We start from the raw sequence: 22,560 nt of genomic DNA on the forward strand, positions 1-22,560 counted from the left end.
GCTACACCCCCTGATCGACGACATCAAGTACGGAGCGAAAGGTGACGAAGCTGCCCCTGTAGCGCAGGTCGTGCATCTGCTGGTGCCCGTAGGCGAACTTCTCCTGGTAGATATCGAAGGCCGGGCGGCTGGAGACCGTGAACTGTAGGGCATAGGTGATGCCATCGGACTCATCGACCCCCAGGAGGCGACTGAGCTTGTAGTCCTCGAAGACGCCGCTCTCCATCACGTGGGGGATGTAGGCCTGCTGCATCCAGTGCAGCCATTCGTCATGGACGGCGTGGTCGATCTTGTTCGTGATATTGTACAGTAGCATAGGCCTATTCCCTGACGATCTGCGCACCCAGTGCCCGCAGTCGGGTATCAATATTCTGGTAACCGCGGTCGATCTGGTAAATGTTGTCGATGCGGCTGGTGCCCTCGGCGGAAAGTGCGGCGATGAGCAGACTGACCCCGGCCCGAATATCGGGACTGGTCATGCGAATACCCCGCAGCGGCGTCCGGCGGTCTAGCCCGATGACGGTGGCCCGGTGCGGATCGCAGAGAATAATTTGGGCCCCCATGTCGATAAGCTTATCGACGAAGAAGAGGCGCGACTCAAACATCTTCTGGTGAAATAACACCGAGCCACGCGCCTGAATGGCCGTCACCAGGGCGATGCTCATCAGATCGGGCGTGAAGCCGGGCCAGGGGGCATCGTAGATGGTGAGTATGCCACCGTCGAGGAAGTTCTGCACCTCGTAGTTATCCTGCGGAACGACGCGGATATCGTCGCCCTGGTACTCTAACTGGATACCGAGCTTCTCGAAGGTGCGGGGGATGACGCCCAACATATCCAGGCGTACGTCCTTGATGGTGATGTCACTCTGGGTGATGGCGGCCAGTCCGATGAAGCTGCCGATCTCGATCATGTCCGGTAGCATGCGGTGGGTGCACCCACTGAGGCGGTCGACGCCCTGTACCTTGAGGAGGTTAGAGCCGATGCCCTCGATCCTGGCGCCCATACTGTTGAGCATGTGGGAAAGCTGCTGTAGGTAGGGCTCGCAGGCGGCGTTGTAGATGATCGTTTCCCCCTCGGCGAGTACGGCGGCCATCAACACGTTGGCCGTACCGGTGACGCTGATCTCCTCCATGTGGATGAAGGTGCCCTTCAGTCTCTCGGTCTCAAAGGCGTAGATATTCCGCTCGCTATCGAAGTTAAAATTGGCACCCAGGGCCTGCAGCCCGAGCAGGTGGGTATCGAGGCGGCGGCGGCCGATCTTGTCCCCGCCGGGTTTGGGTAGGCTGGCGCGGCCGTAGCGATTGAGCAGGGGGGCAATGAGCATAACGGAGCCGCGAATACGCTGGGCGTCGCGCACGTAGTCGGCGCTTAGTACATAGTCGAGGTCGATGTTGGCGGCGGTGACGCGGACGGTTTGCCGGTCGATGCGCTCGACCTCCGCGCCTAGTCCGTTGAGCAGACTGAGCAGCTTATTGACGTCCTCAATGTCGGGTAGGTTCTGCACCAGCACCGGCTCTTCGGTAAGTAGGGTAGCGCTGAGGATCTGGAGGGCTTCGTTTTTGGCGCCCTGGGGAATAATTTGGCCGCTAAGCTGGTGGCCGCCTTCTACGATAAAAGTTCCGTTCGTCGTCATTGCCGGCAAGGTACGAAGCGGTCTATGACCGCGCCGTTAGCCGCTGCCTCCGGCAGCGGAGTGGGTACATTCAGTACAATGCGGCCTCCCCCGATAGCTATCGGGGCGCCAGCAAAATGCAGCCTCCGGCTGCGCTAAGAATCTACGATTTTCGTAACCTGTGCCATGGATTTAAAACTACACTACCTGTCCACTTGCTTTGCCTTGTTGGTTCTGGCAGGCTGTTCTGAGACGCCTGCTACTGCTGAAACCGTCAAAGCCACCCTCCTAATCCACAACGCCACCATCTGGCCCGGCCAGAATCTCCCCCCCGCCACCGCCCTGCTAGTCAGCTCCGACGGCACCATCCAGGCCATCGGTACCGACACGACCGAGTGGTCCGATTACCTAAGTCCAAGCACCACACGCGTAGACGCCAAGCAGGCTTTTCTCATGCCCGGCTTCATCGAGGGACATGGCCACTTCAGCGGACTGGGCAGCAGCCTACGCAACCTCAATTTCCTACGCTCCCGCAGCTGGGACGAGATCGTAGCCATGGTGGCAGAGCGCGCCGAGGAGACGCCCGCCGGCGACTGGATTACCGGCCGCGGCTGGCACCAGGAAAAGTGGGACCGGCCGCACGACCACAGTATCGGTGGCTACCCCATCCACGATGAGCTCAGTACCATGACGCAGGAGCATCCGGTGGTGCTGCGCCACGCAAGTGGGCACGCGCTGTTTGCTAACCGAAAGGCGATGGACCTAGCGGGCGTCTCGCGCGAAACTCCCGACCCACGCGGCGGGCGCATCCTACGCGATCCTGTGGGCGACCCGACCGGCGTGTTTGAGGAGCGGGCTATGGACCTGATTACCGACGCCTACCAGAACTTCGTACAGACGATGACCCCCGAGGCGCGTAAGGATGAGTGGCTGGCCGGTATCCGCGCGGTGCAGGAGGAGTGCCTGCGCAACGGTATTACCTCCTTTCAGGATGCCGGCACCAAGTTTCAGGAAGTGGAGTGGTACAAGGAGCTGGATGCCGCGGATAGCCTGCGTCTTAACCTCTGGGTGATGCTACGTCACTCCTACGAAGAGATGAACGGCAACATGCAGGGCCTGCCGCACTACGGCGACCGCTTCGAATGCTCGGCCATCAAATCGGAACTCGACGGGGCGCTGGGTAGCTACGGCGCCTGGCTGCTGGAGCCCTACTTTGACAACCCCGGCTTTACGGGGCAGAACACCACCGAGGTAGCCACAGTCGATAGTATCGCCCAGCTTGCCCTCGCCCACGACATGCAGCTCTGCGTCCACGCGATCGGCGACCGGGCCAACCGCGAGACCCTCGACCTGATGGCCAACTACGTCACCCCGGAAGCCGATCGGCGCTGGCGCATCGAACACGCCCAGCACATCGATCCGGCCGATATCCCCCGCTTTGCCGAGCTGGGTGTTATCGCCGCCATGCAGGGTATCCACTGTACCTCCGATGCGTTATTTGCCGAGACCCGCCTGGGTACCGAGCGCGCCCGTACGGGGGCTTACCCCTGGCGCAGTCTGCTTGACGCCGGCGCCGTGGTCACCAACGGCACGGATGCCCCCGTGGAGGACGTTAATCCCATCGAGTCGTACTATGCCAGCGTCACCCGCGCCCGGGCCGACGGTAAGGCGGTCTTCTTTCCCGAGCAAGCCATGACGCGCGAGGAGGCGTTACATAGCTACACGGCCGCCGCTGCTTACTCAGCTTTTCAGGAGGATGTGCGGGGAACGCTGGTGCCGGGATTGGCGGCCGACTTCGTGTTGCTATCGAATGACCTGCGTAGTTGTACGGATGCGGAGGTGCTGGAAACGGAGGTATTGGCTACGTATGTGGGGGGAAGGCAAGAGTATGTGCTGGAGTAGTGCAGCTAAAGCCACCACTACGAAGCCAGAATCGCCGCCGCGTAGTTATCCCAACTCATCTCACTAGTAGTAGCACGGATATTTTCCCGGGCAATGGGCTCGGTTATGGCACGCTCTAATTGGCGGGCCATATCCGTGATATTTTCGGGCTCGGCGAGGTAGCCGTTGAAGCCGTCTTTGATCGTTTCCGGAAAGTGACCGACGCGGGTGGCCACGGCTGGCAGCAAGAAGTTGTAGCTGATACTCTCCACGCCCGAGGGGGTGGCGTAGGAATAAAAGAGCACCACCGCATCACTAGCCTGAAAGTATTTGTGTACCTCCTCGTTGGCGACAAACTCATTCTTCACCATCACCCGGTCGCAGATGTCAAGGGTGTCGAGAAGCTCCAGGGGGCGGTAGTCGCGCTCGTCGTCAGCCTTAGCGAGGAAGAGCTTTTTGGCGAAGCCGAAGAGGGCGTTTTTGAGTTTAGTGCTCCATTTGTCGTTCTGGAGGGTATCCCAAAAGGACTCGCCGCAGATGATAAGGCTGACGTCGTCACGCCGCCCGGCCAGTTCGGCGAAGGCACGGATCACGTTGTGGAGTCCCTTGTACTTGCGGATAAAGCCGAAAAAGAGAAAGACGTGTTCCCGCAGGTCGTTCTCCCGCTTGAACGACTGGACGTCGAAGGCGGGGTTGGGGGAGAATAGGTCGTAGATCGGGTGGTAGAGCTTGATGACGGTGGTCCTTCCCTGCACCCGCGTCCCCGCCTCATTGACTGCGAAGTCGCGCTGGGAAAAGAGGGTTTTGAGCTCCTCGACGGTCTTGTAGGCGTGGGCGATGTAGGTGGTGGCCGGTGCGATACCGAAGCGGGTGAGACGACGGTCCAGGCTACTGTTCTCCTTCTGGATCACGAAGTGCAGGTCAAAGATCACTTCGATCTCGGGGTGCTTCCGCAACTGGCGGGCGATATAGCCAAGCGGCAGGCCCTGAATGGCAATGGCCCACTGAAAAATGACCTTGGCCGGACGCAGGGCCACGATACGGCGGTAGGTTTCGTGCCAGCTTAGGGGGTTATTGTAATTGGTGACGTACTGCACCTTGATGTCCGTACCGGCGAGCAGATCAGTTTTACTAGTCTTATCGACAAACTCGCGCGGAATGATGGCGGGGTACTGCTGTGTCCAGCTCACGATGTGTACGTCACAGTCGCCGTGGCGGTCCAGGGATTTAGCCAGCGAGGTATTGTAGTTGGAGATGCCGCCTTTGAATTTGGGGCCGGGGCCAAAGCAAACGATGGTCAAGGGGTTAGGGAGTTAAGGGGTTAGGGAGTCAAGGGGTTAGGGAGTCAAGGGGTTAGGGAGTTAAGGTTAGCTGCGATTACTACGGTACGATCTACGGGCTGCTGATACCATTTTCGTCAGTTCTCTCCATTCTTTTCCTAAAGAAATGACCAGATCCTTATCGACCTTGATACGGGATGCGTACAGTACCTCCAACCAGAAAACTGTTTCATCCGATTCTTCCACCACAATACTCATTTTTGCAAAGAATTCTTTCCCAGAACGAGCCACGCAGGCAGCACGGTAGTTTGCGGCAGCCGAAGTAGCTGATTTTATAATCTGGTAACGAATCACATTCAGCGCAGGAGTGGATTTTGAGCTTTCCATAAAGTCTACCACCGCAACAGCAGCAGCTTTCATACGCCTACGCATACCTTCTATGTAGGACGCTTTGTCCGACACGCCCTGGCCGTACGAACTTGGTGGGTCCTGAAAAACATAAGCTTGCCCATCATCGACCAAATCAAACCAGTCCTCCATATGAAAATTTTTCTATAAGCAACCCCTTAACCCCTTAACCCCTTAACCCCTTAACCCCTTAACCCCTTAACCCCTTAACCCCTTAACCCCTTAACCCCTTAACCCCTTAACCCCTTAACCCCTTAACCCCTTAACCCCTTAACCCCTTAACCCCTTAACCCCTTAACCCCTTAACCCCTTAACCCCTTCTGGGCCTCAAGTACCCGGCGCATACCTTCACGCACAGAGATAGTAGCCCGCCAACCCATGTCGTGCACCATATCCATATTAGAATAGCGACTAAAGACGCCCACGGGCTTGTCCAACAGTTGCTTGATCTCGGGAGAATAGCCCTCGATATCGCACATCGTGTGGATGATGTCGATGAAGCTTAGCAGCTCCCCCCGCCCGATATTGATGGCCGTACCGTCGGTGACCCGCTCCATGGCGAAGAAAATACAGTCGAGCACGTCGTCGATGTGTACAAAATCGCGGCCCTGCCGACCGGTGCCCCAAACCTCGACGGGGTCCTCGCGGCGGGCAATGCGGGCGGCGATGGCCGGGATGGGGTAGGAGAGGTCCTGGTCCTCGCCGTAGCCGCTGAAGGGGCGGATAACGGTTACCCTGAGGTCGTAGTACTCGGCGGCTACCTTGGCTAGGAACTCGCCGGTGAGCTTGCTCCAGCCGTAGGTCATGTCCGGCTCGCCCATCTTTTTGAAGTTGATGTCGGATTCGGCCAGGGCGATGGCGTCGCCCTCGGTCTGTAGGTCGATGGGGTAGGCGGCGGAACTGGAGGGATAGAGGGTGCGGTCGGGCTGGTGGCGGGTGACCCAGTAGAAGAACTCAGCGTCGATGCTTAGGTCCAGGGCCACCTTCATGGGGTCGCCCTCGATGGTGGAGCGGCCACCGACGATGGCGGCAAAGTGAAAGACGTCGCTGAAGCGGGTAAAGTCCGGTGCGTAGGCGTTGGTGATGAAGTTCGTGTCGTCGATGATGTCGCGCAGAAACTTGCGGAAGTCCTGATGTAGGAATAACAGACGCTCGTCCGGTCCGTACACCTCCAGGTCGCCTTCCTTACGTACCTGATCTACGTCCAGCCAGGTGCTAGGGTGGGTGCCCACGCTCAGGTTATCGACGAAAATGATCTTATCGGTAGTAGTGCGGTAGAGCCGCTTGACCATATTGCGACCCACGAAGCCGCAGCCGCCGGAAACAAGGTGATAGGTTGTCAAGGGGTTAGGGGGTAAAGGAGTTAGGAGGTTAAGGGGTAAGGGCCGTCATCGGAGGTGTCGCGTAGCGCTCCTCCGATGTCTGGCCTGGGCTAGATCGGCTGCAGATCGAAGGTAATGCCCTGAGCCAGGGGGAGTTCGGTGGAATAGTTGATGGTGTTGGTTTGCCGGCGCATGTAGGCTTTCCAACTATCGGAGCCGGACTCGCGGCCACCGCCGGTCTCTTTTTCGCCGCCGAAGGCCCCGCCGATCTCGGCGCCACTGGTGCCGATGTTGACGTTGGCAATACCGCAGTCGCTACCCGCTGCACTCAGAAAGCGCTCGCTTTCCCGCAGATTGGTGGTCATGATGGCGGAGGAGAGCCCCTGGGGGACGCTGTTCTGGATTGCGATGGCCTCCTCCAAGTTAGCGTACTTCATTAAGTAAAGGATGGGGGCGAAGGTCTCGCGCTGCGCCATTTGGCTGTCGGTGCTGACCTCGGCGATAGAGGGCTTGACGTAGCAGTCGGAGCCAAGACCCTCCAGGCGACCACCCTCGACGACCATATTACCCCCCTCGGCTTGGATGCCCTCGATGGCTTTGAGGTAGGTGTCTACCGCAGCGGTGTCGATCAGCGGACCAACGTGGTTGCCCTCGTCGAGGGGATCACCGATGGAGAGCTGTCCGTAGGCGGCGGCGAGCTTATCGCGCACCTCTTCGTAGCGGCTTTCGTGGATGATGAGTCGGCGGGTACTGGTGCAGCGCTGTCCGCAGGTACCCACCGCGCCGAAGAGCGCGCCGGTGAGCACTAGGTCCATATCGGCCGAGGGGGTGATGATGATGGCGTTGTTGCCGCCGAGCTCGAGGAGGGTCTTGCCGAGGCGACCGGCTACTGTCTGGGCGACGATCTTCCCCATACGGGTGGAACCGGTGGCAGAGATGAGGGGGACACGCTCGTCTTTGGTCATCAGCTCACCGACAGTGTAGTCGCCGTTGACGAGGCAGGAGATACCCTCCGGCAGGTCATTAGCGGCGGCCACCTTTGCCCAAATTTTCTGACAAGCCACGCCGCAGAGTGGGGCTTTCTCGCTCGGCTTCCAAATCGTGACGTCGCCGCAGACCAGGGCAATCATGGCGTTCCAGCTCCAGACGGCGACGGGGAAGTTGAAGGCCGAGATAATGCCCACGATGCCCAGTGGGTGGTACTGCTCGTACATGCGGTGCAGCTTGCGCTCGGAGTGCATGGTGAGTCCGTAGAGCTGCCGACTCAGGCCAACGGCAAAGTCACAGATGTCGATCATCTCCTGCACCTCGCCCCACCCCTCCTGTAGGCTCTTGCCCATTTCGTAGCTGACCAATCGACCTAGGGCATCTTTGTTGGCGCGTAGTGCATCACCGTACTGCCGTACGATCTCGCCACGCTGGGGCGCGGGCACCATGCGCCAGTGCTGGAAGGCACGGGAGGCCGTGCCTACGATCTGCTCGTACTGCTCCGGGGTGGTGACGCTGACCCGACCGATGAATTTTCCGTCGACGGGGGAGTAGCTCTCGAGGTGCCGATCGGAGTTATGGGCACCCTGCTGTCCGGTGCTGCTGCCGTCATTGTCTTCGGCAAGTCCTAGGGTGGTGAGGAAGTGTTTCATGCGGCTTGGGTGGTTGGGCGGGGCGAAGGTAACACTACGCCGCCAAGCGGCATTGAACCGCCCCGCCGGGTAGGGGTGTTCTCTAGGCAAAGCTCCACTACATGCGCTACCTCCTCCTCCTGCCCGCTCTATCCGTCCTGTTCGCCTGCAATTCTACCACCCAAACTACGGTAGCATCCAGTGACGTAGCCGCCAGCCCCCAGCAGGACCGCCCCGACTACCGCTACGACCCGCCCGCCGTGGAAGGTCAGGTAGAAAAGTTAGACACTACGGACGCCTACTGGGAGGAGTTACTGACCAATCAGGAGTACAACGTCCTGCGCGAAGACGGTACGGAGCGCAGCTTCAGCAGTCCGCTCAATGAAGAAAAGCACGCCGGCGTGTTTGCCTGCCGCGCCTGCGGACTACCCCTGTTCAGTAGCGAGACCAAGTTTGAGTCCGGCACGGGTTGGCCCAGTTTTTACCAACCGATCAACGCCGCCTATGTCACTGAGGACAGTGATTTTCGCTACGGTATGAAGCGTACCGAAGTCAGCTGCGCCCGCTGCGGCGGCCACCAGGGGCACGTATTTCCCGACGGACCCGAGCCCACCGGTCTGCGCTACTGCATCAACGGGGCGGCGCTTAACTTCGTTCCGGCCGAGGACCTGTAGCCAAGCAGGGTAGTATATTTGCCGCCCTGCCGGTCCTAGCTACCGAGCCCCATAGTTCAAGGGATAGAACGTTGGTTTCCTAAACCGAAAATGCAAGTTCGAGTCTTGCTGGGGCTATTTCGACTCGTTCTTCGGGCGGCGTCCCCAGGTCTCGTACAGCGGCTTATCGTCGCTGCTCACGCCCATGTGGTGCCATTCATTATTGCGAATCTTGTAGTCGAAGCTGAGTTGCTTGCCTACCCGCTCCGGGTTGCGGCTGAAAAAGCCGATCCGCTCGATGTACTGTCCGTCATCTGCTGAGTAGGTGCCCCCACCGGTACCCATGAATTCGGCGGTCTCGGTGTTGTAGGCGATCCACTGAAAGCGGCTACCGGAAAGTATTTTCATGGTCCGGCGCGGACCGGTTACGGGCCGGCGACGCATTTCCCCGTTCTCCCTGCGACCGGTGATCTCCCAGGCGCCGGCAAGTTCCCCCGCGCCATCGTCGACGCGCTGCCAGGCTTTGTCGCCGTTGAAGACCAGTAGGCTACCGGTGACGGTGTAGGGCATCGCCACGGTACGGCCTACGTTTTCCGGCGTGGAAGAGTCAAACTCATAGGTCACGAAAAAGGTATCGGGGGTGACGGTGTAGCTTCCGCCCAGGGTGGCGATGAACTGTCCGCTCGTATCGCCGTAGGCCGTCATAGCGAAGTAACCGTCCTGGACGATCATGCTCAGGGTGTTCTCGCCGCCGTCCGCGGCGGCAAAGGAGCTTCCCCAGGCGCCCTCCAGGGCGGTCTCGGTAGACTGCGCTAGCAGGCAGAACGGACTTAGCAATAGTAAAACGATCAGATTCTTCATGACGGTAGCTTATGGTGAGGTAACGAAACGGCACCCACCAACGTTTACCTTTGTGAACCTATTGCCGACCGCGCCACTTAGGTAGCTGAACATATACTGTATGGGACTCCGTAAAAAAGCCCGCCTGATTATTTACCGGTTTCGCGAGCGTGGCCTGGAGGTGTTTCTGACCCAGCAGTCTGACGAGTGGGGCCTCCCCGAGGGTGACCTCAATACCGACAGTCCCGATCTCATTGCCCTAGAACCCGCCGCCGACCGCGAGGAAGCCGTGGCCGTAGAGGGCGACTGGCACGAGATCCCCAGCCTTAAGCAGATGCTCTACGAGGATGCCGGTGAGCTCAAGGAGCGCCTCAAGGAATTAGAATCAGGCACCTTTCTTACCGTGAAGGACGCCTTGAAGAATCGCCTCAGCCCCGGCCAGGTGCAGTTCCTCCGGGAGTTGTTGGAAGTGGTTACGGATCGGAATTCCGTGCGCGACATCTGACCTCCACCACCCGGGCGCGGAATAGCTCCCTTACCTCCGCATTGCACCCGCGCGCCGCCGCCCGCTCTGCTGCCTCGCTAGCTTGCCGGTAGGTCACCGGGTCCGTCGTCACGTCGAATAGTATGGTGTAGGAGTCAGCCTTTCGATCAGGTAACGTGGTCCCTACCGGTGTGGCCCGATACCGCGTCACCGGATGGATGCGCGCGTAGTAATCCACCACCGGCACCGCACTCGGATGCACGTAGGCATCGGGAACCTGGGCCAGCATCGCCAGTTCACGCCCGTCGCTGGTGCGCTCGGGCGAGTAGAACTTGCTCCATACGTTGCCGCCGCCCGCCATCAGTAGCGATAGGCCCACGATGGCCCACGAGGGTTTACGGTCCACCCTATCGGCTAAGGCTCGTGCGCTAGCCGCCGCAAATAGCCATACCCCCGGAAGGACGAAGAGCAGCAACCGGTCGATGAGGCTGTAGTATTGGAAGCTGGAGACCAATGCGACGAGCAGCAGCGGCAGTAACAACCATGACAGTCGCGGACGGATGAATAGGCCGACCAGCAGCAGCAGCGCCCCCCATACCAGCGCCACCCAGGTCACCCCGAAGCTCAGGCGTAGAAAGCGGTACCCAATACGCCCCAGCCGCGCCAGTCCTTCCCCATCCAGCACCAGCGGCAGGAAGTAGTCGCGGTGAAAATCGTTCAGGTAGTCACTGCCCACCGAGGGCCGCAGCACCGTCACATACAGCACCACGAAGGATAGCAACCAACCTACGATCGGACCTACCCACTGCCGGTAGTTATACTGTAGTCCCCGCAGCCCCACCATCGCCAGCACAAACACACTAGGTAGTGATACCCACGGACACACCATCCCCACCACCAGCCAAAGAAGGGGAAAAAGCGGCCGCGCCCGCAGGTGCAACGTAAGTAGCAAGGCCGCGATGCCCATATCCAAGGCATAGGGCTTCACCTCGGTGACGTACCGTAGCACGATGCCATTACCGAACAGCAGCGCAGGGGGTAGCAGAGTCCAGTACTCATCCAAAGTTTTCTTAGAAACTTTCCATACTCCGTATACTCCTAACCAACCACCCAGAAATGCTGGAAGGCGCAGCACGAGCTCCCGGTAGCCGAAGGTGTCGGCTAGAGCTTTGGTCAGCACCAGGTACAGCGGCGGCGCGTACTGTTCGTGGTCGAGCGGTAGGAAGAGCCCCGCGTAGCTCCGGTCGAAGAGGTTACGGGCCACGTTGGCCTCGTCGATGAAGAGCGGTCGGTTGTAGACCAGGTTGATCGTCCAAAGTATGCCGCCCGCAGCCAGCAGCAGATAGAGCAGGGTAGTGGAGTTGGGGCGTCGGATGGCGGCAGGATAGGGCAGGGACCAAAGATATGAAACGACGAAAGCCGCTCTCCGTAATGGAAAGCGGCTTCGTCGAGTGTGGAGCGGATGACCAGGTTCGAACCGGCGACCTCAACCTTGGCAAGGTTGCGCTCTACCAACTGAGCTACATCCGCGTCTGCTGGCTGCTCAGCCATGCTTTATTGCTAAAGCGGTGCAAAGATAGAATGGGTTCCTTGGTTGCGCAAGGGATTTTTCAATTTTCCCCTAGAGACTGTAGTGAAAAGTAGCTAATAAGTACCGTCCCAATCCATTACTGATCGTCTCCGAGGTCACGAAAGCCTGCGCCTGGCGGTTGATGATGGTGTTCTGATTGAGTAGGTCCTCCCCGGCGATGACGAAGTAGTGGCTCTTGGTTTTAAACGGACGTAGTTCGAAACTAGCCCGCAGATCGGGAATATTCGTGGCCCCGGCAAAGGCGGCGGCCTCGAAGATGCGGTACAGAAAGCGCGACTCAAATCGCCACACCTCGGTCAATTCGAGCTCGAACTGGGTAACGATGTCGTGGGTAACGGTGACAATGTCCTGGCTCTCCGCATCATCAAAGCGGTTGCTATTGCGGGCGTAGGTGTAGCCCGCCTTGAGAAAGGACTTATCGTTGAACTCGGTGGTCACGTCGACGGTGCCACTGTAGTTAGTCGTGATGTTAGTGCGCGCCACCCCGTCGACGAAGCCCTGACCGCGGCTGCTGCCCCCGTTGCCGTTTACGCGCAGCTCACCGCGGATGAAGTCCATGCCGATGGTGGTGCCGAGGTACAGCCCGTAGTTCCAATTGTGACTCACGTTGATCGTCTGGTAGACCTGCTGGCCGGGGGTGAAGGTGAGGCTGTTACCGAAGGCGTTGTCGGTGTAGGCCCCGTAGACGTAGGCGTTGGCGCTGATGGCCCGAAACTGGTCGTTGTACCAGGTATTGGCGCTGAAGTTATGGCGCACGGCGGGCTCCAAATTGATATTACCGACCGTGACGCGACCGGTCACGGACGGGCGGGCAATGGTCTGTAGTTGACTGACGTTGGGTACCTGCACATCGGCATTGTAGCGGAGGCCGTAGAAACCCTTTTCACTGCGAATGCGGTAGTTGAAATTAGGTAGTAGATAGTTAAAGGAGGCCTCACGTACCGTGTCTCCGCTCAGCGCCAGGGTAGCTCGCTGGAAGTCTGCACCCCACTGCACGTTGTTGTTCTTTCCGTAGCGGTAGACTAGACTGCCACCGGCCTGTACCGCCGTCCATCGACGGTTGAGAAGGTTGGTCGTGCGCTGCTCATTGAGACGAAACGTAAAATTGCCCTCATCTTCGTCGTATTCGTAGCCTACTTCGGTCTCTAGTCCTAGTTTCTTGGTCAGGGGCTCTACGTAGCTGGACTGACCACTGAAGTTGAATGAGTTCGTGCGCCGATCCTGAAACTGTAGGCCGTTAACGAGCGAGCCTACAAAGGCCGGCGTGGCATTGGGGTCCTCGTTGAGCCCCTCGGTAAGTACCTCTAGGTCGGTCTGGTTATCTCGGTAGCTGCTGAAAAAGTTTGCCCCAAAGGTTCGGCCGGCCTTCGACCCAAGTCGGCGGTTGTAGCGGGCGTACAAATTGCCCCCGGGGGAGTTCCCATCGGTCAGCTCATTGACCGTGTAGTCGCTGCTTTCCCCATCCGCGTTGCGGATCTGAGTGCGGGCCAGGCCCCGGTTGGCGTTGCCGGTTAGGAAGCCGGCCCCACCCATGGAGAGCCGAGAGGTCGTATCGAGCTCCTGCTCGTACTCAAAACCGAGGCGGTGGCTGTAATTGCTGGAAGCATCGGTCTGCACCGAGGTGATTTGACGCTCCTGGTCAGCGCGCGTAAAAGCTTCCCGCTGCGTGAGCGACTGCGTTTGCTGCCGGTCGAAGAGGGTATAGTCCAGGCTGAGCTGGCCGTTTTCCCCAATAGATCGCCCGAAGTTGATGCCCGTAGCGATGCTGCGGTTCTGCCCCGGCGTTTGCCCGCCATCGTAGTAGGGTAGCTCCCCACTATCGCCGCCCCAGCTAAAGTAGCCTCCCCGACCGGAACTCTGGTTAAACCCCCGAATCTCATCCCCCGTAAAACCCACCCGGTTCACGTTATTAATGGTTCCCAGGATGCCGATCTGCGTCTCGTCACTAATCCGAAACAGCTTGCCCCCGGCGTCGTAACGTGGATCGGCCTCATCACTGCTGGCCACTCCCCCACCGGCATACAGCTCCCCGAAAACCTTGGCCTTAAACTCGTCCTTCATCTCCAGATTGACCGTTGTGTTTTCCTCCCCATCCTCTACCCCGGTAATCTCCTCAGCATCCGATTTCTGGTCGAAGACCTCGACGTTCTTGATCGCCTTGGCATCTAGGTTTTGTGTCACCAGCGAGGCATTGCCCGCAAAGAAGGGCTTACCGTTGATCATGATCTCCTGCACGGGCTTACCTCGCCAGGTCAGTTGACCGTTAGCGTCGATGCTCATGCCGGGCAGGCGTCGCAGCAGGTCCTCCACCTTCGCGTTCTCACCCACCGCGAAGGCCCCGGCATCATAGAGCATCGTATCACCCTTCATACGGATGGGGATGCGGTCGGCCGTCACCTCCACCCCGCTGAGCAGAAAGCCGGCGGGGTACATCGTGAGCTCGCCGAGGCCCAGGTACTGATCGGAGGCCGTCACCGTAATGGCCTGATCCGGCCGCTCGAAGCCCAGGAAACTCACGCGCAGCAAATACTCCCCCGCCGGCACCTTTTCCATCAGGAACTCCCCCTTGGTATCCGTAGTGCCGAAGGAGGTCAGCAGCGTATCCGAGGTACGCAGCAGGATGGCGTTAGCACCGGGGAGGGTGGTGCCGGTAGTATCGACGACGGTAGCGCTGATCTCGGCGGTCTGCCCGTAGGCCAGGCAGGTGGATAATAACAAAAACAGGGTGGTGAGGTGTCGCATGGTGGGGAGGTAGTTAATAGTCACGTTCCCACCCCCGCCGGCGCCGTTCCATGGCTTCGCGGCGTTTGGCGGCGATCTTTTCGAAACGCTCGCGGGTGATTTTGTCTCCCTCGCTGGGCTTTTCGAGGCTGAGGTCGGGGGGATTAGGCTGCATGGTAGCCATGGTATACTCCGTGTACGCCCCCTCGTTTTCCACTTTAAGGTAGACGATGGCACCGGGTAGTCCCCCGTAGCCCCGCGGACCGATGCCGAGCGGGATGGTCTCCGTAAAGTAGGCCGTGAGCGTATCCCCCTCCGGCGAGACGGCAAAGGCCAGCTTGCTCGGCAGCGTATAGGCCATGTTGAGCTGCTGGTTTGCCGGGATTTCCCACTCCGGCACCAGCCACTTGTCCTCCATGATGAAACCGCGATCCATGATTTGCCGCTGATCGGTCACCAGGCTGTCGGTGAAACTAGTGTAGTACACATCGGGGTTTTCGGTGTCCGCACCCCACCACCCACGGCGGTTATTGGGGTCCGGTGCTTTGGGTAGCTGCTGGTAGCTGAAGGCCGCTTGCGAAAAGGTCAGCCGTCCGGTTTGGTCGAAGGCGCCCTCGGCCTTCATTTTCTCTACCCTTTTTTTCTGGTCTATGCTCATCCCCTCCCACACCTCAAATTCCCGATGCTCCACGTAGTCGATCGTTCCGGAGCTGATTTGGGCGCGCACGCAGGTGCAAGCCACTAGGAGAAGGGCACAAAGTAAAAACCGGGGCATAGGATCGCGTATTTGCTAGGCCCCGTAATATACTACCTATACCACCAAGCTGGCACCCGCGGCCGCGGCAACCTTATTTCCGCCCCGAATTGTTTACATTTGTTACCAAAGCCGCCCAGAGAAATGACTGTAGCCGAACGACAGGACCTGATTACCCGCGTCGATGCCGCCCTGGACGAGGTGCGCCCCCACCTGGCCATCGACGGCGGTAACATCGAGGTGCTGAGCGTGAGCGATGAGCAGATCGTACAGATCAAGTGGCTCGGTGCCTGCAACGGCTGCTCCATGACCGCCATGACTATGAAGGCCGGCGTGGAGCAGACCCTGAAGAGCCGTCTGCCCGAGATCAACGGCGTGGTGGCCGTGAACTAGGGGAGGTGCAGCTTTTTTACGATCCGGACATAGTGATAGGTCCCTACGCCCTGCGCGAGGTGGAAGCCCAGCACGCCGCCCGGGTGCTACGTAAGCGCGTCGGCGACACGCTTGATCTGGTGGATGGTCGGGGGGGCTGGTACCAGGCCGAAATTAATCAGATCGACAAACGGAGCTGTCTACTGACCGTAGTGCAGACCCGCCAGGAAACTGCCCGCGCCGAGCATTCTCTTACCCTGCTGGTTGCTCCCACTAAGAATATTGATCGGTTTGAGTGGGTGCTGGAAAAAGCTACGGAGATCGGGGTGGACCGTATTCAGCCCATCCTCACCGAGCACTCCGAGCGCACGCGGCTGCGCAACGACCGGCTGGAGCGGGTACTGGAGGCTGCCATGAAGCAGAGTCTGCGCGCGTGGCTGCCGGAGCTGGGTGAGGTACTACCCTTCGCAGAGGCGGTGGGAAGCGTGAGCGGTGATCGGTTTTTAGCCTACCTGGGAGAGCGGGGTAGTGGACTGCTGCGTGATCTGGTGCGCCCGGATACGGATACGGTGGTGGCGGTGGGCCCGGAGGGGGGATTTAGTGGAGGAGAGGCGGAGCTGGCGCGGGCGGTGGGTTTTGTGTTTGCCGGATTGGGTCCGCACCGACTGCGTACGGAGACTGCGGCGGTGGTGGCGGTGCATACGGTCGAGTCGCTTAGTTGGTAGGCTTTCGCCGTGGAAGGATTGATGTGCCTGGCGGCACATTGTCTTAACCACAGAGGACGCAGAGATACACAGAGGCGTGGGCCGCCAGGTCTCTGCGTCCCTCGGCGCTCTTTGTGGTTAATTTTTTCTTGCCTAAAGAAATGTGTCATCAGACTGCTGAGTGATTAGACTGATTGGTGTTTGGCTGCATCTACGTAGGTCTTTTGTGCGTTAGCCAGCCATGCGCTTCCTTGTACTTCTACTTACCCTGGCCCTGACCAGTTCTGTTGCCACCCCTACGACTGATCAGCTCCGGCTGGGCTTGCTTAAGTATAATGGTGGTGGCGATTGGTACGCCAATCCTACCGCCCTGCCCAATCTGGCGCGCTTCTGCAACCAGGCGCTGGGTACCCAGCTCGACCCGGACTACGGGACGGTGGAAGTAGGCAGTGCGGAACTGTACGACTACCCCTGGGTGCACATGACCGGACACGGCAACGTGGTGTTTTCCAGCGCCGAGGCGGAAAACCTGCGCAACTACCTCATTGGCGGCGGGTTTCTGCACATCGATGATAACTACGGTATGGACCCCTACGTACGCGTGGCGCTGGAGCAGGTCTTTCCGGAGTCACCGCTGGTAGAGTTGCCCTTCGACCATCCGATCTACCACCAAACCTATGAATTCAGGAACGGACTGCCGAAGATTCACGAGCACGACGGCGATCCGGCGCAGGGCTACGGTATTCTGTGGGAGGATCGGCTGGTGGTGTTTTACTCGGTTAGTTGCGACCTGGGGGATGGCTGGGAGGACCAGGCGGTGCACAACGATACGCCCGAGATTCGCGCCGCGGCGCTCCAAATGGGGGCTAACCTGGTGCAGTACGCGTTTCAGCAGTAGGCCGGTTTACTTCGTCGTTTCGGTAGTCAGGGGGATGCGGTCTCCGGTGATCGTGCCGCGGTAGGCCCCGCCGTCCTCCAGGATGAGTACCTCACCCAGGCTCCCGAATTTAATACTCGAATCGACTGCGATGATGCGATTGTTGTAAAAGCCCTGTACGGCGGTAAAGCTGGTGTGGCCGACTACGATACGGTCGGCGCTCGTCTTGCGCAGCACGTACTCCAGGTCGCGCTCGGTGAAGGTATTCTTGCTGAAGTAGCCGCGGTACCAGAGGGGCCCGAGCCGACCGTGTAGGAGATTCATCCGCGGGCTTCCGCTAAGGACCTCGTTCATGTCTTCGGCGTCGATTAGGTAGTCGTGGTACAGCTGATTGATGCGGCCGATATCGCTGACCTCACGGACAAGCTCCCGACTCAGGCCGCCGTGGATAAATACGGTGCCATTGATCTCCACCGCGAGGGGGAGGGAGCGTAGCCAGCGACCCAGGTAGGTGTCCGGGCCGTACAACTCGTGATAAAATTTGCCCAGCAGACTGGTCGTGATTAGGTACTTCGCGTTGAGGTAACGGTCGTCACCCTCCAGGACCATCGTCTCGTGGTTGCCTAGCAGGAAGTGGACCGTGCCACCGGCTGCCGTGGCCTGTACCTGGAGGTTGTGGATGAGCCAGAGCGTTTCGGTGACCTGATCGCCGCGGTCGAAGATGTCACCCACTACTACGAGGTGGCCCGTGCCGAAGCTCCAGTTGTTGTCCTGGTCGATTACACCGTTGGCCAGCAGCAGCTTACGTCCCGTTTCAAACTGACCGTGGATGTCACTGAGGGCTACGATCTTGCTCACTCCCATGTAGTGCTTGGCGGGTAACGGCGAGAAGTCGCGATCCAGGTCGACCAGCTCCGGTCTGAAGGTCGTAAAATGGGGTAGGGTAGTAGCGGTTGCTGCGGTGTATGCCTGCTGCTCGGCGGTTCGCTCCTCGGTATTCGCCCAGCAGGCTATCACGCCCTCCTCGCCGTAAAATAGGTAAGGCCCGTCGAGTGCAGCCGGTGGCACCGTATCGGCGGCGGCGGCGGAGAGGACCAGACTAAGCGAAAGCATGAGGCAGAGCAATGGGGGGGCGTTGAGTAGTCCCAAAGTTAACCCTTTGTAAGTTAGGTAGTTTGGTTTGATATGTTAAGGGGTCAGGGGCCCCTCTACACTCCCACACCCAAGCCCGCCGTTAAAGCGTTACCGGTAAAATCTTTCCAGCATGCGACTTTTTGTGTCACTTATCCTGCTCGTACTCTGCCAGAGTCTTTCGGCCCAGTTTGGTGTGAGCAGTTTTTATAATATGAACGAGCTGCGGACGCGAGACTACCCGGGCATGGTGCGCGATCAGGTACTGCCCTACGAAAACAGTCTGGAGGGAGCGGTCCACTACTGGTTTCGGCTGCCGAAGAAGCGGATTGAGTTTCAGCCTACCGTATACTTTGCTAAGCAATTGCACGACAGGCCCTTTAACGCTAACGAAATTGGAATTCAGTTTAAGACCAATGTATACGTGTTTGATCTGGGGACTGATTGTAATTGTCCGACGTTTGGCAAGCAGGGCCCACAGTTGCAGAAGGGGCTGTTTATTCAGCTAAGTCCCGGTGTGGCGTCCCATCAGTTTAGTGGTCAGGACCGTAGTACCCTTTTCACCGTGGGTGGGGGAGTGGGGCTCGATTTTGGTGTGAGTAATTTGCTGACGCTGACTCCCCTGGCAGCGGTACGCTACGGGATTTCAAATTTACAGACTGGAATCACCTTCACCGACGATACGAACACCCCGCTGGAAGACGTAAAGATAAACCTGACAACCTTCCAACTAGGCCTACAGGCCACCTTCCGCCTAGACAAACGGCACTATTAGGCGCGGGCGGGCATCGTAAAATTGGGGAAAGGCGATGCTAGGGGCAGCCCCCTGCCTTTGTACCTTGTACCCCATGCTTCGCCCCCTGAATCATTACAGCCGCAACGTCACCAACAACCCCGAACAACCCGCGGCCCGGGCCATGCTGTACGGCATCGGACTCACAGACGCGGATATGGACAAGGCCCAGGTCGGTATCGTCTCCACCGGCTGGGAGGGTAACCCCTGCAATATGCACCTCAACGATCTGGCCGCGGAGGTCAAGGATGGGGTGAACGCTGAGCACGAACTGCTGGGACTCATCTACCACACGATCGGCGTCAGTGACGGCATCAGTATGGGCACCGACGGGATGCGGTACAGCCTGCCGAGCCGTGATGTGATCGCCGACAGCATCGAGACCGTAGCCGGTGCCCAGTGGTACGATGCCCTAGTCACCGTAGTCGGCTGCGACAAGAACATGCCGGGGGCCATGATCGCGCTCTGCCGGCTCAACCGTCCGGCTATTTTGGTGTACGGCGGTACGATCAGTCCGGGCTGCTACGAAGACGAAAAGCTGGACGTGGTATCCGCCTTCGAGGTACTGGGCAAGTACCAGACCGGCCAGGTGAGTGAGCAGCAGTACACGGAGGTGATCCGCCACGCCTGTCCGGGTGCCGGGGCCTGCGGGGGCATGTATACGGCCAACACCATGGCTACGGCCATCGAGGCCATCGGCCTGGCGCTTCCCTATAACAGCAGCATACCCGCCAACCACCCTGATAAGCGCGCCGATACCGCCCGGGTGGGGGAGTATATGCTCAACCTGCTCAAGCAGGACCTCAAGCCCCTGGACATCCTAACGAAAGAAGCCTTCGAAAATGCCATCGTGACGCTCACGGTACTGGGCGGAAGCACCAACGCCGTCCTTCACCTGCTAGCCATCGCACGTACTGCCGGTGTGGACCTCACGATCGACGACTTCCAGCGCATCGGTGACCGCACGCCCTTCCTGGCCGACCTGAAGCCTAGCGGGAAGTACGTCATGGAGGATCTCTACTACGTAGGTGGCGTACCGGCCGTGATGAAGGAGTTGCTCAAGCAGGGTATGCTGCACGGTGACTGTATGACGGTGACGGGTAAGACACTGGCCGAGAACCTCATCGAAGCCGTATCCTTACGCCCCGGACAGGAGATCCTCAAACCGTTCGACGCTCCCATCAAGGCCACGGGTCACCTACAGATACTGTACGGCAACCTTGCCCCCGAAGGTAGCGTGGCCAAGATCACGGGAAAGGAGGGTACCCACTTCATGGGCCCGGCCCGGGTGTTCGACTCGGAGGCCGAAGCCAATGAGGCCATCAGCCATAAGCAGATCCAGGCCGGTGATGTAGTGGTGATTCGCTACTGTGGTCCCCGGGGCGGCCCCGGCATGCCCGAGATGCTCAAACCTACGAGCCAGATTATGGGACAGGGCCTGGGCAAACAGGTCGCCCTCATCACCGATGGCCGCTTCAGTGGCGGCACCCATGGCTTTGTGGTTGGACACATCAGTCCGGAGGCCCAGGTGGGCGGCCTGCTGGCCCTGGTTGAAGATGGCGACATCATCAACATCGACGCCGACCGAAACCTCATTAACCTGGAGCTAGACGAGCAAACGCTCGCCGACCGCCGCGCCCGCTGGCAGGCTCCCCCCCTCAGGGCCACCTTCGGTGTCCTCAAGAAATACGCTAAGTGCGTCAGCAGTGCCTCGCTGGGCTGTGTCACGGACCTTTAGCTGCCATAAACTACGTAGTATGAATACCCTTGCCACCCGCCCCGCACCTGCGGCCCCGCCCCTACCCGCCGCCGTCCGCATGAGTGGTGCCCACGCCCTACTACAGTGCCTGGTTAATGAGGGGGTCGATACCATATTTGGCTACCCGGGCGGCGCGATCATGCCGGTATACGATGCCCTGATCGACTTCGAGGACAGCATCACCCATATCCTGCCCCGCCACGAACAGGGGGCCATCCACGCCGCGGAAGGGTACGCCCGGATCAAGCGGCAAACGGGGGTGTGTATGGCGACTTCCGGGCCGGGGGCGACAAACCTAATCACGGGACTCTGCGACGCCCAACTCGACTCGCTGCCCATCGTAGCGATCACCGGACAGGTCGCCAGCTTTCTGCTCGGTAGCGATGCTTTCCAGGAGGTAGACGTGGTGAATAGTACCATTCCGGTCACGAAATGGAACTACCAGATTACCAAGCCGGAGCAGATCGGTCCGGTACTCAAGAAGGCCTTCTTCATTGCTAATAGCGGCCGCCCCGGGCCGGTCGTAATCGACATCACGAAGGATGCCCAGTTGGCGATGGTAGACTTCGTGTATCCTAAGACGCTAGCCATCCGCAGCTACGTACCCCACACCAAACCGAAGCGTAAGCAACTGCGGGAGGCCGCTCGCCTAATCAATGGGGCCGAGCGGCCTATGATCCTAGCTGGGCACGGTATTCATATCGCCCACGCCCAGGAGGTCTTCCGGCAGTTCGTAGAGAAATCTGGCATACCCGTGGGCGTAACCTGTCACGGACTCAGCACCATCCCCAATGACCATCCGCTCTTCACCGGCATGCTCGGAATGCACGGCAATTACGGACCTAACCTGTTGCAGAATGAGGCCGATGTGATCGTGGCTATCGGTATGCGGTTCGACGACCGGGTGACCGGCCTATTAGCTAAGTACATCCCCGACGCCAGGGTGGTCCATATCGAGGTCGACCCCGCCGAGCTAAACAAAAACGTACAGGCTGTCGCCCCCGTGCTCGGCGATGCCCGTGAGGTGCTCGAGTTGCTGCTGCCCATAATCGAGTCGCGCAGCTACCCCGACTGGGTGGCCCGCTTCCGGGAGTGTGCCCGCATCGAGCGGGAGCGCGTCATCGATGAGGCCATCACGCCCACGGCCGACGGACAGATTCGCATGGGCCAGGTGATCCGTGAGGTGAGCCGGCAGACCGGGGGCCGGGCCATCGTGGCCACCGACGTCGGGCAGCACCAGATGATGGCCGCCCGCTACTACGAGTACAAGGGGCACGACCAGTGGGTGAGCTCCGGTGGGGCGGGTACGATGGGCTACGGCCTGCCGGCTGCCTTTGGCGCCAAATACGCTGACCCCAGCCGCGAGGTGGTGGCCTTCATCGGTGACGGCGGCTTCCAGATGACCATCCAGGAGCTCGGCCTCTGCGCCCAGTGGAACGTTGGCGTCAAGATCGTGCTGCTCGACAACAATTACCTCGGTATGGTACGCCAGTGGCAGGAGCTCTTCCACAAGCGGCGCTACAGCTCGGTCGAGTTGCAGAATCCGGACTTCGTCACCATTGCTCGAGGCTTCGGCGTACCCGGCCGTAGCGTACGGGACCCCAGCGAGGTAAAGGGAGCCATTGCTGAAATGCTCGCCCATGACGGCCCCTACCTGCTCCATTTGCATACGGTTAAGGAGGATAACGTCTTTCCGATGGTGCCCAGCGGCAAGGCGGTGAGTGAGGTCATTCTTGCTGCGGAAGACCTTTAAGCAAA

General features: G+C 59.4%; 20 protein-coding genes and 2 tRNA genes. 10 read left to right on the top strand and 12 right to left on the bottom strand.

All coding sequences use genetic code 11. The features are described 5' to 3' along the window. Position 1 precedes the first annotated feature (1 nt). Positions 2-316 (bottom strand): DUF4286 family protein, encoded by a 315-nt coding sequence (locus tag ACOOHD_RS03410; RefSeq protein ID WP_420460162.1) that lies wholly within the window; start codon positions 314-316, stop codon positions 2-4. Positions 317-320: 4 nt separating this feature from the next. Then, positions 321-1,634 carry a UDP-N-acetylglucosamine 1-carboxyvinyltransferase gene (gene murA / locus ACOOHD_RS03415; RefSeq protein WP_420460163.1) on the bottom strand — a complete coding sequence of 438 codons (1,314 nt, stop codon included), beginning with the start codon at positions 1,632-1,634 and terminating at the stop codon, positions 321-323. 165 nt (positions 1,635-1,799) lie between these two features. On the opposite strand from murA, the gene ACOOHD_RS03420 reads away from it, so the two are divergent. Further along, positions 1,800-3,515, top strand: a complete 1,716-nt coding sequence (locus ACOOHD_RS03420) for an amidohydrolase (RefSeq protein ID WP_420460164.1) — start codon at positions 1,800-1,802, stop codon at positions 3,513-3,515. Positions 3,516-3,532: 17 nt separating this feature from the next. Here ACOOHD_RS03420 and ACOOHD_RS03425 read toward each other — a convergent pair whose 3' ends face one another. From ACOOHD_RS03425 to ACOOHD_RS03440, 4 genes are all read right to left on the bottom strand, one after another. Beyond that, positions 3,533-4,795 carry a glycosyltransferase family 4 protein gene (locus tag ACOOHD_RS03425; protein ID WP_420460165.1) on the bottom strand — a complete coding sequence of 421 codons (1,263 nt, stop codon included), beginning with the start codon at positions 4,793-4,795 and terminating at the stop codon, positions 3,533-3,535. 66 nt (positions 4,796-4,861) lie between these two features. Next, a complete protein-coding gene (locus ACOOHD_RS03430; protein WP_420460166.1) occupies positions 4,862-5,314 on the bottom strand; it encodes a four helix bundle protein in 453 nt (150 codons plus the stop codon). A 170-nt stretch (positions 5,315-5,484) separates the two neighbouring features. Further along, positions 5,485-6,525, bottom strand: a complete 1,041-nt coding sequence (locus ACOOHD_RS03435) for an NAD-dependent epimerase/dehydratase family protein (protein ID WP_420460167.1) — start codon at positions 6,523-6,525, stop codon at positions 5,485-5,487. A gap of 89 nt (positions 6,526-6,614) precedes the next feature. Beyond that, on the bottom strand, positions 6,615-8,144 hold the full coding sequence (locus ACOOHD_RS03440; protein ID WP_420460168.1) for an aldehyde dehydrogenase family protein: 1,530 nt from the start codon (positions 8,142-8,144) through the stop codon (positions 6,615-6,617). Positions 8,145-8,245: 101 nt separating this feature from the next. Between ACOOHD_RS03440 and msrB the strand changes: the two genes are divergently transcribed. Together msrB and ACOOHD_RS03450 are read left to right on the top strand one after the other, a co-directional pair. After that, positions 8,246-8,797 carry a peptide-methionine (R)-S-oxide reductase MsrB gene (gene msrB / locus ACOOHD_RS03445; RefSeq protein WP_420460169.1) on the top strand — a complete coding sequence of 184 codons (552 nt, stop codon included), beginning with the start codon at positions 8,246-8,248 and terminating at the stop codon, positions 8,795-8,797. A 45-nt stretch (positions 8,798-8,842) separates the two neighbouring features. After that, positions 8,843-8,914: transfer RNA gene (locus ACOOHD_RS03450), tRNA-Arg, on the top strand. Here ACOOHD_RS03450 and ACOOHD_RS03455 read toward each other — a convergent pair. Beyond that, complete coding sequence (locus tag ACOOHD_RS03455) at positions 8,912-9,637, bottom strand: membrane or secreted protein (protein WP_420460170.1); 726 nt, start codon at positions 9,635-9,637, stop codon at positions 8,912-8,914. The genes ACOOHD_RS03450 and ACOOHD_RS03455 overlap by 3 nt on opposite strands. Before the next feature lie 100 nt (positions 9,638-9,737). Between ACOOHD_RS03455 and ACOOHD_RS03460 the strand changes: the two genes are divergently transcribed. Then, positions 9,738-10,121 (top strand): hypothetical protein, encoded by a 384-nt coding sequence (locus ACOOHD_RS03460; RefSeq protein ID WP_420460171.1) that lies wholly within the window; start codon positions 9,738-9,740, stop codon positions 10,119-10,121. Here the strand turns inward: ACOOHD_RS03460 and ACOOHD_RS03465 are convergent. From ACOOHD_RS03465 to ACOOHD_RS03480, 4 genes are all read right to left on the bottom strand, one after another. Continuing rightward, positions 10,090-11,364, bottom strand: coding sequence for a hypothetical protein (locus ACOOHD_RS03465; protein WP_420460172.1), 1,275 nt, complete (start codon positions 11,362-11,364; stop codon positions 10,090-10,092). The two genes, ACOOHD_RS03460 and ACOOHD_RS03465, sit on opposite strands and share 32 nt — an antisense overlap. A 190-nt stretch (positions 11,365-11,554) precedes the next feature. Next, positions 11,555-11,630: transfer RNA gene (locus ACOOHD_RS03470), tRNA-Gly, on the bottom strand. A 91-nt stretch (positions 11,631-11,721) separates the two neighbouring features. Then, the gene (locus tag ACOOHD_RS03475) at positions 11,722-14,433 is read right to left on the bottom strand and encodes a carboxypeptidase regulatory-like domain-containing protein (RefSeq protein WP_420460173.1); all 2,712 of its coding nucleotides are present in this window, start codon (positions 14,431-14,433) and stop codon (positions 11,722-11,724) included. A gap of 13 nt (positions 14,434-14,446) precedes the next feature. Next, a complete protein-coding gene (locus ACOOHD_RS03480) occupies positions 14,447-15,187 on the bottom strand; it encodes a GLPGLI family protein (protein ID WP_420460174.1) in 741 nt (246 codons plus the stop codon). A gap of 123 nt (positions 15,188-15,310) precedes the next feature. Here ACOOHD_RS03480 and ACOOHD_RS03485 point away from each other — a divergent pair, with 123 nt between their 5' ends. The 3 genes from ACOOHD_RS03485 to ACOOHD_RS03495 all read left to right on the top strand — a co-directional run bounded on the left by ACOOHD_RS03485 (position 15,311) and on the right by ACOOHD_RS03495 (position 17,140). Further along, positions 15,311-15,559: a NifU family protein gene (locus tag ACOOHD_RS03485; RefSeq protein WP_420460175.1), complete on the top strand. Its 249-nt coding sequence runs from the start codon at positions 15,311-15,313 to the stop codon at positions 15,557-15,559. Between the two features lie 5 nt (positions 15,560-15,564). Then, positions 15,565-16,263, top strand: a complete 699-nt coding sequence (locus tag ACOOHD_RS03490; protein ID WP_420460176.1) for an RsmE family RNA methyltransferase — start codon at positions 15,565-15,567, stop codon at positions 16,261-16,263. A gap of 220 nt (positions 16,264-16,483) precedes the next feature. Beyond that, entirely contained in the window at positions 16,484-17,140 is a 657-nt protein-coding gene (locus tag ACOOHD_RS03495) for a DUF4159 domain-containing protein (RefSeq protein ID WP_420460177.1), read from the top strand. A 6-nt stretch (positions 17,141-17,146) separates the two neighbouring features. Here the strand turns inward: ACOOHD_RS03495 and ACOOHD_RS03500 are convergent, their stop codons facing one another. Continuing rightward, entirely contained in the window at positions 17,147-18,268 is a 1,122-nt protein-coding gene (locus tag ACOOHD_RS03500) for a metallophosphoesterase (protein ID WP_420460178.1), read from the bottom strand. A gap of 115 nt (positions 18,269-18,383) precedes the next feature. Between ACOOHD_RS03500 and ACOOHD_RS03505 the strand changes: the two genes are divergently transcribed. The 3 genes from ACOOHD_RS03505 (at position 18,384) to ilvB (ending at position 22,555) form a co-directional block, all read left to right on the top strand. Continuing rightward, entirely contained in the window at positions 18,384-19,025 is a 642-nt protein-coding gene (locus ACOOHD_RS03505; protein WP_420460179.1) for a hypothetical protein, read from the top strand. A 73-nt stretch (positions 19,026-19,098) separates the two neighbouring features. Further along, on the top strand, positions 19,099-20,781 hold the full coding sequence (gene ilvD, locus ACOOHD_RS03510; RefSeq protein WP_420460180.1) for a dihydroxy-acid dehydratase: 1,683 nt from the start codon (positions 19,099-19,101) through the stop codon (positions 20,779-20,781). Positions 20,782-20,800: 19 nt separating this feature from the next. Further along, positions 20,801-22,555, top strand: a complete 1,755-nt coding sequence (ilvB, locus tag ACOOHD_RS03515; protein ID WP_420460181.1) for a biosynthetic-type acetolactate synthase large subunit — start codon at positions 20,801-20,803, stop codon at positions 22,553-22,555. Positions 22,556-22,560 lie beyond the last annotated feature (5 nt).

The sequence above is a fragment of the Neolewinella sp. genome (assembly GCF_965214665.1).
Taxonomy (GTDB): Bacteria; Bacteroidota; Bacteroidia; order Chitinophagales; family Saprospiraceae; genus Neolewinella.

What these genes read in the sequence shown, in the direction of transcription:
- murA (WP_420460163.1), bottom strand. Translation starts at nt 1,634, where the DNA reads ATGACGACGAACGGAACTTTTATCGTAGAAGGCGGCCACCAGCTTAGC.
- ACOOHD_RS03455 (WP_420460170.1), bottom strand. Translation starts at nt 9,637, where the DNA reads ATGAAGAATCTGATCGTTTTACTATTGCTAAGTCCGTTCTGCCTGCTA.
- ACOOHD_RS03485 (WP_420460175.1), top strand. Translation starts at nt 15,311, where the DNA reads ATGACTGTAGCCGAACGACAGGACCTGATTACCCGCGTCGATGCCGCC.
- ACOOHD_RS03410 (WP_420460162.1), bottom strand. Translation starts at nt 316, where the DNA reads ATGCTACTGTACAATATCACGAACAAGATCGACCACGCCGTCCATGAC.
- msrB (WP_420460169.1), top strand. Translation starts at nt 8,246, where the DNA reads ATGCGCTACCTCCTCCTCCTGCCCGCTCTATCCGTCCTGTTCGCCTGC.
- ACOOHD_RS03420 (WP_420460164.1), top strand. Translation starts at nt 1,800, where the DNA reads ATGGATTTAAAACTACACTACCTGTCCACTTGCTTTGCCTTGTTGGTT.
- ACOOHD_RS03495 (WP_420460177.1), top strand. Translation starts at nt 16,484, where the DNA reads ATGCGCTTCCTTGTACTTCTACTTACCCTGGCCCTGACCAGTTCTGTT.
- ACOOHD_RS03480 (WP_420460174.1), bottom strand. Translation starts at nt 15,187, where the DNA reads ATGCCCCGGTTTTTACTTTGTGCCCTTCTCCTAGTGGCTTGCACCTGC.
- ACOOHD_RS03430 (WP_420460166.1), bottom strand. Translation starts at nt 5,314, where the DNA reads ATGGAGGACTGGTTTGATTTGGTCGATGATGGGCAAGCTTATGTTTTT.
- ACOOHD_RS03505 (WP_420460179.1), top strand. Translation starts at nt 18,384, where the DNA reads ATGCGACTTTTTGTGTCACTTATCCTGCTCGTACTCTGCCAGAGTCTT.
- ACOOHD_RS03460 (WP_420460171.1), top strand. Translation starts at nt 9,738, where the DNA reads ATGGGACTCCGTAAAAAAGCCCGCCTGATTATTTACCGGTTTCGCGAG.
- ilvB (WP_420460181.1), top strand. Translation starts at nt 20,801, where the DNA reads ATGAATACCCTTGCCACCCGCCCCGCACCTGCGGCCCCGCCCCTACCC.
- ACOOHD_RS03440 (WP_420460168.1), bottom strand. Translation starts at nt 8,144, where the DNA reads ATGAAACACTTCCTCACCACCCTAGGACTTGCCGAAGACAATGACGGC.
- ACOOHD_RS03475 (WP_420460173.1), bottom strand. Translation starts at nt 14,433, where the DNA reads ATGCGACACCTCACCACCCTGTTTTTGTTATTATCCACCTGCCTGGCC.
- ilvD (WP_420460180.1), top strand. Translation starts at nt 19,099, where the DNA reads ATGCTTCGCCCCCTGAATCATTACAGCCGCAACGTCACCAACAACCCC.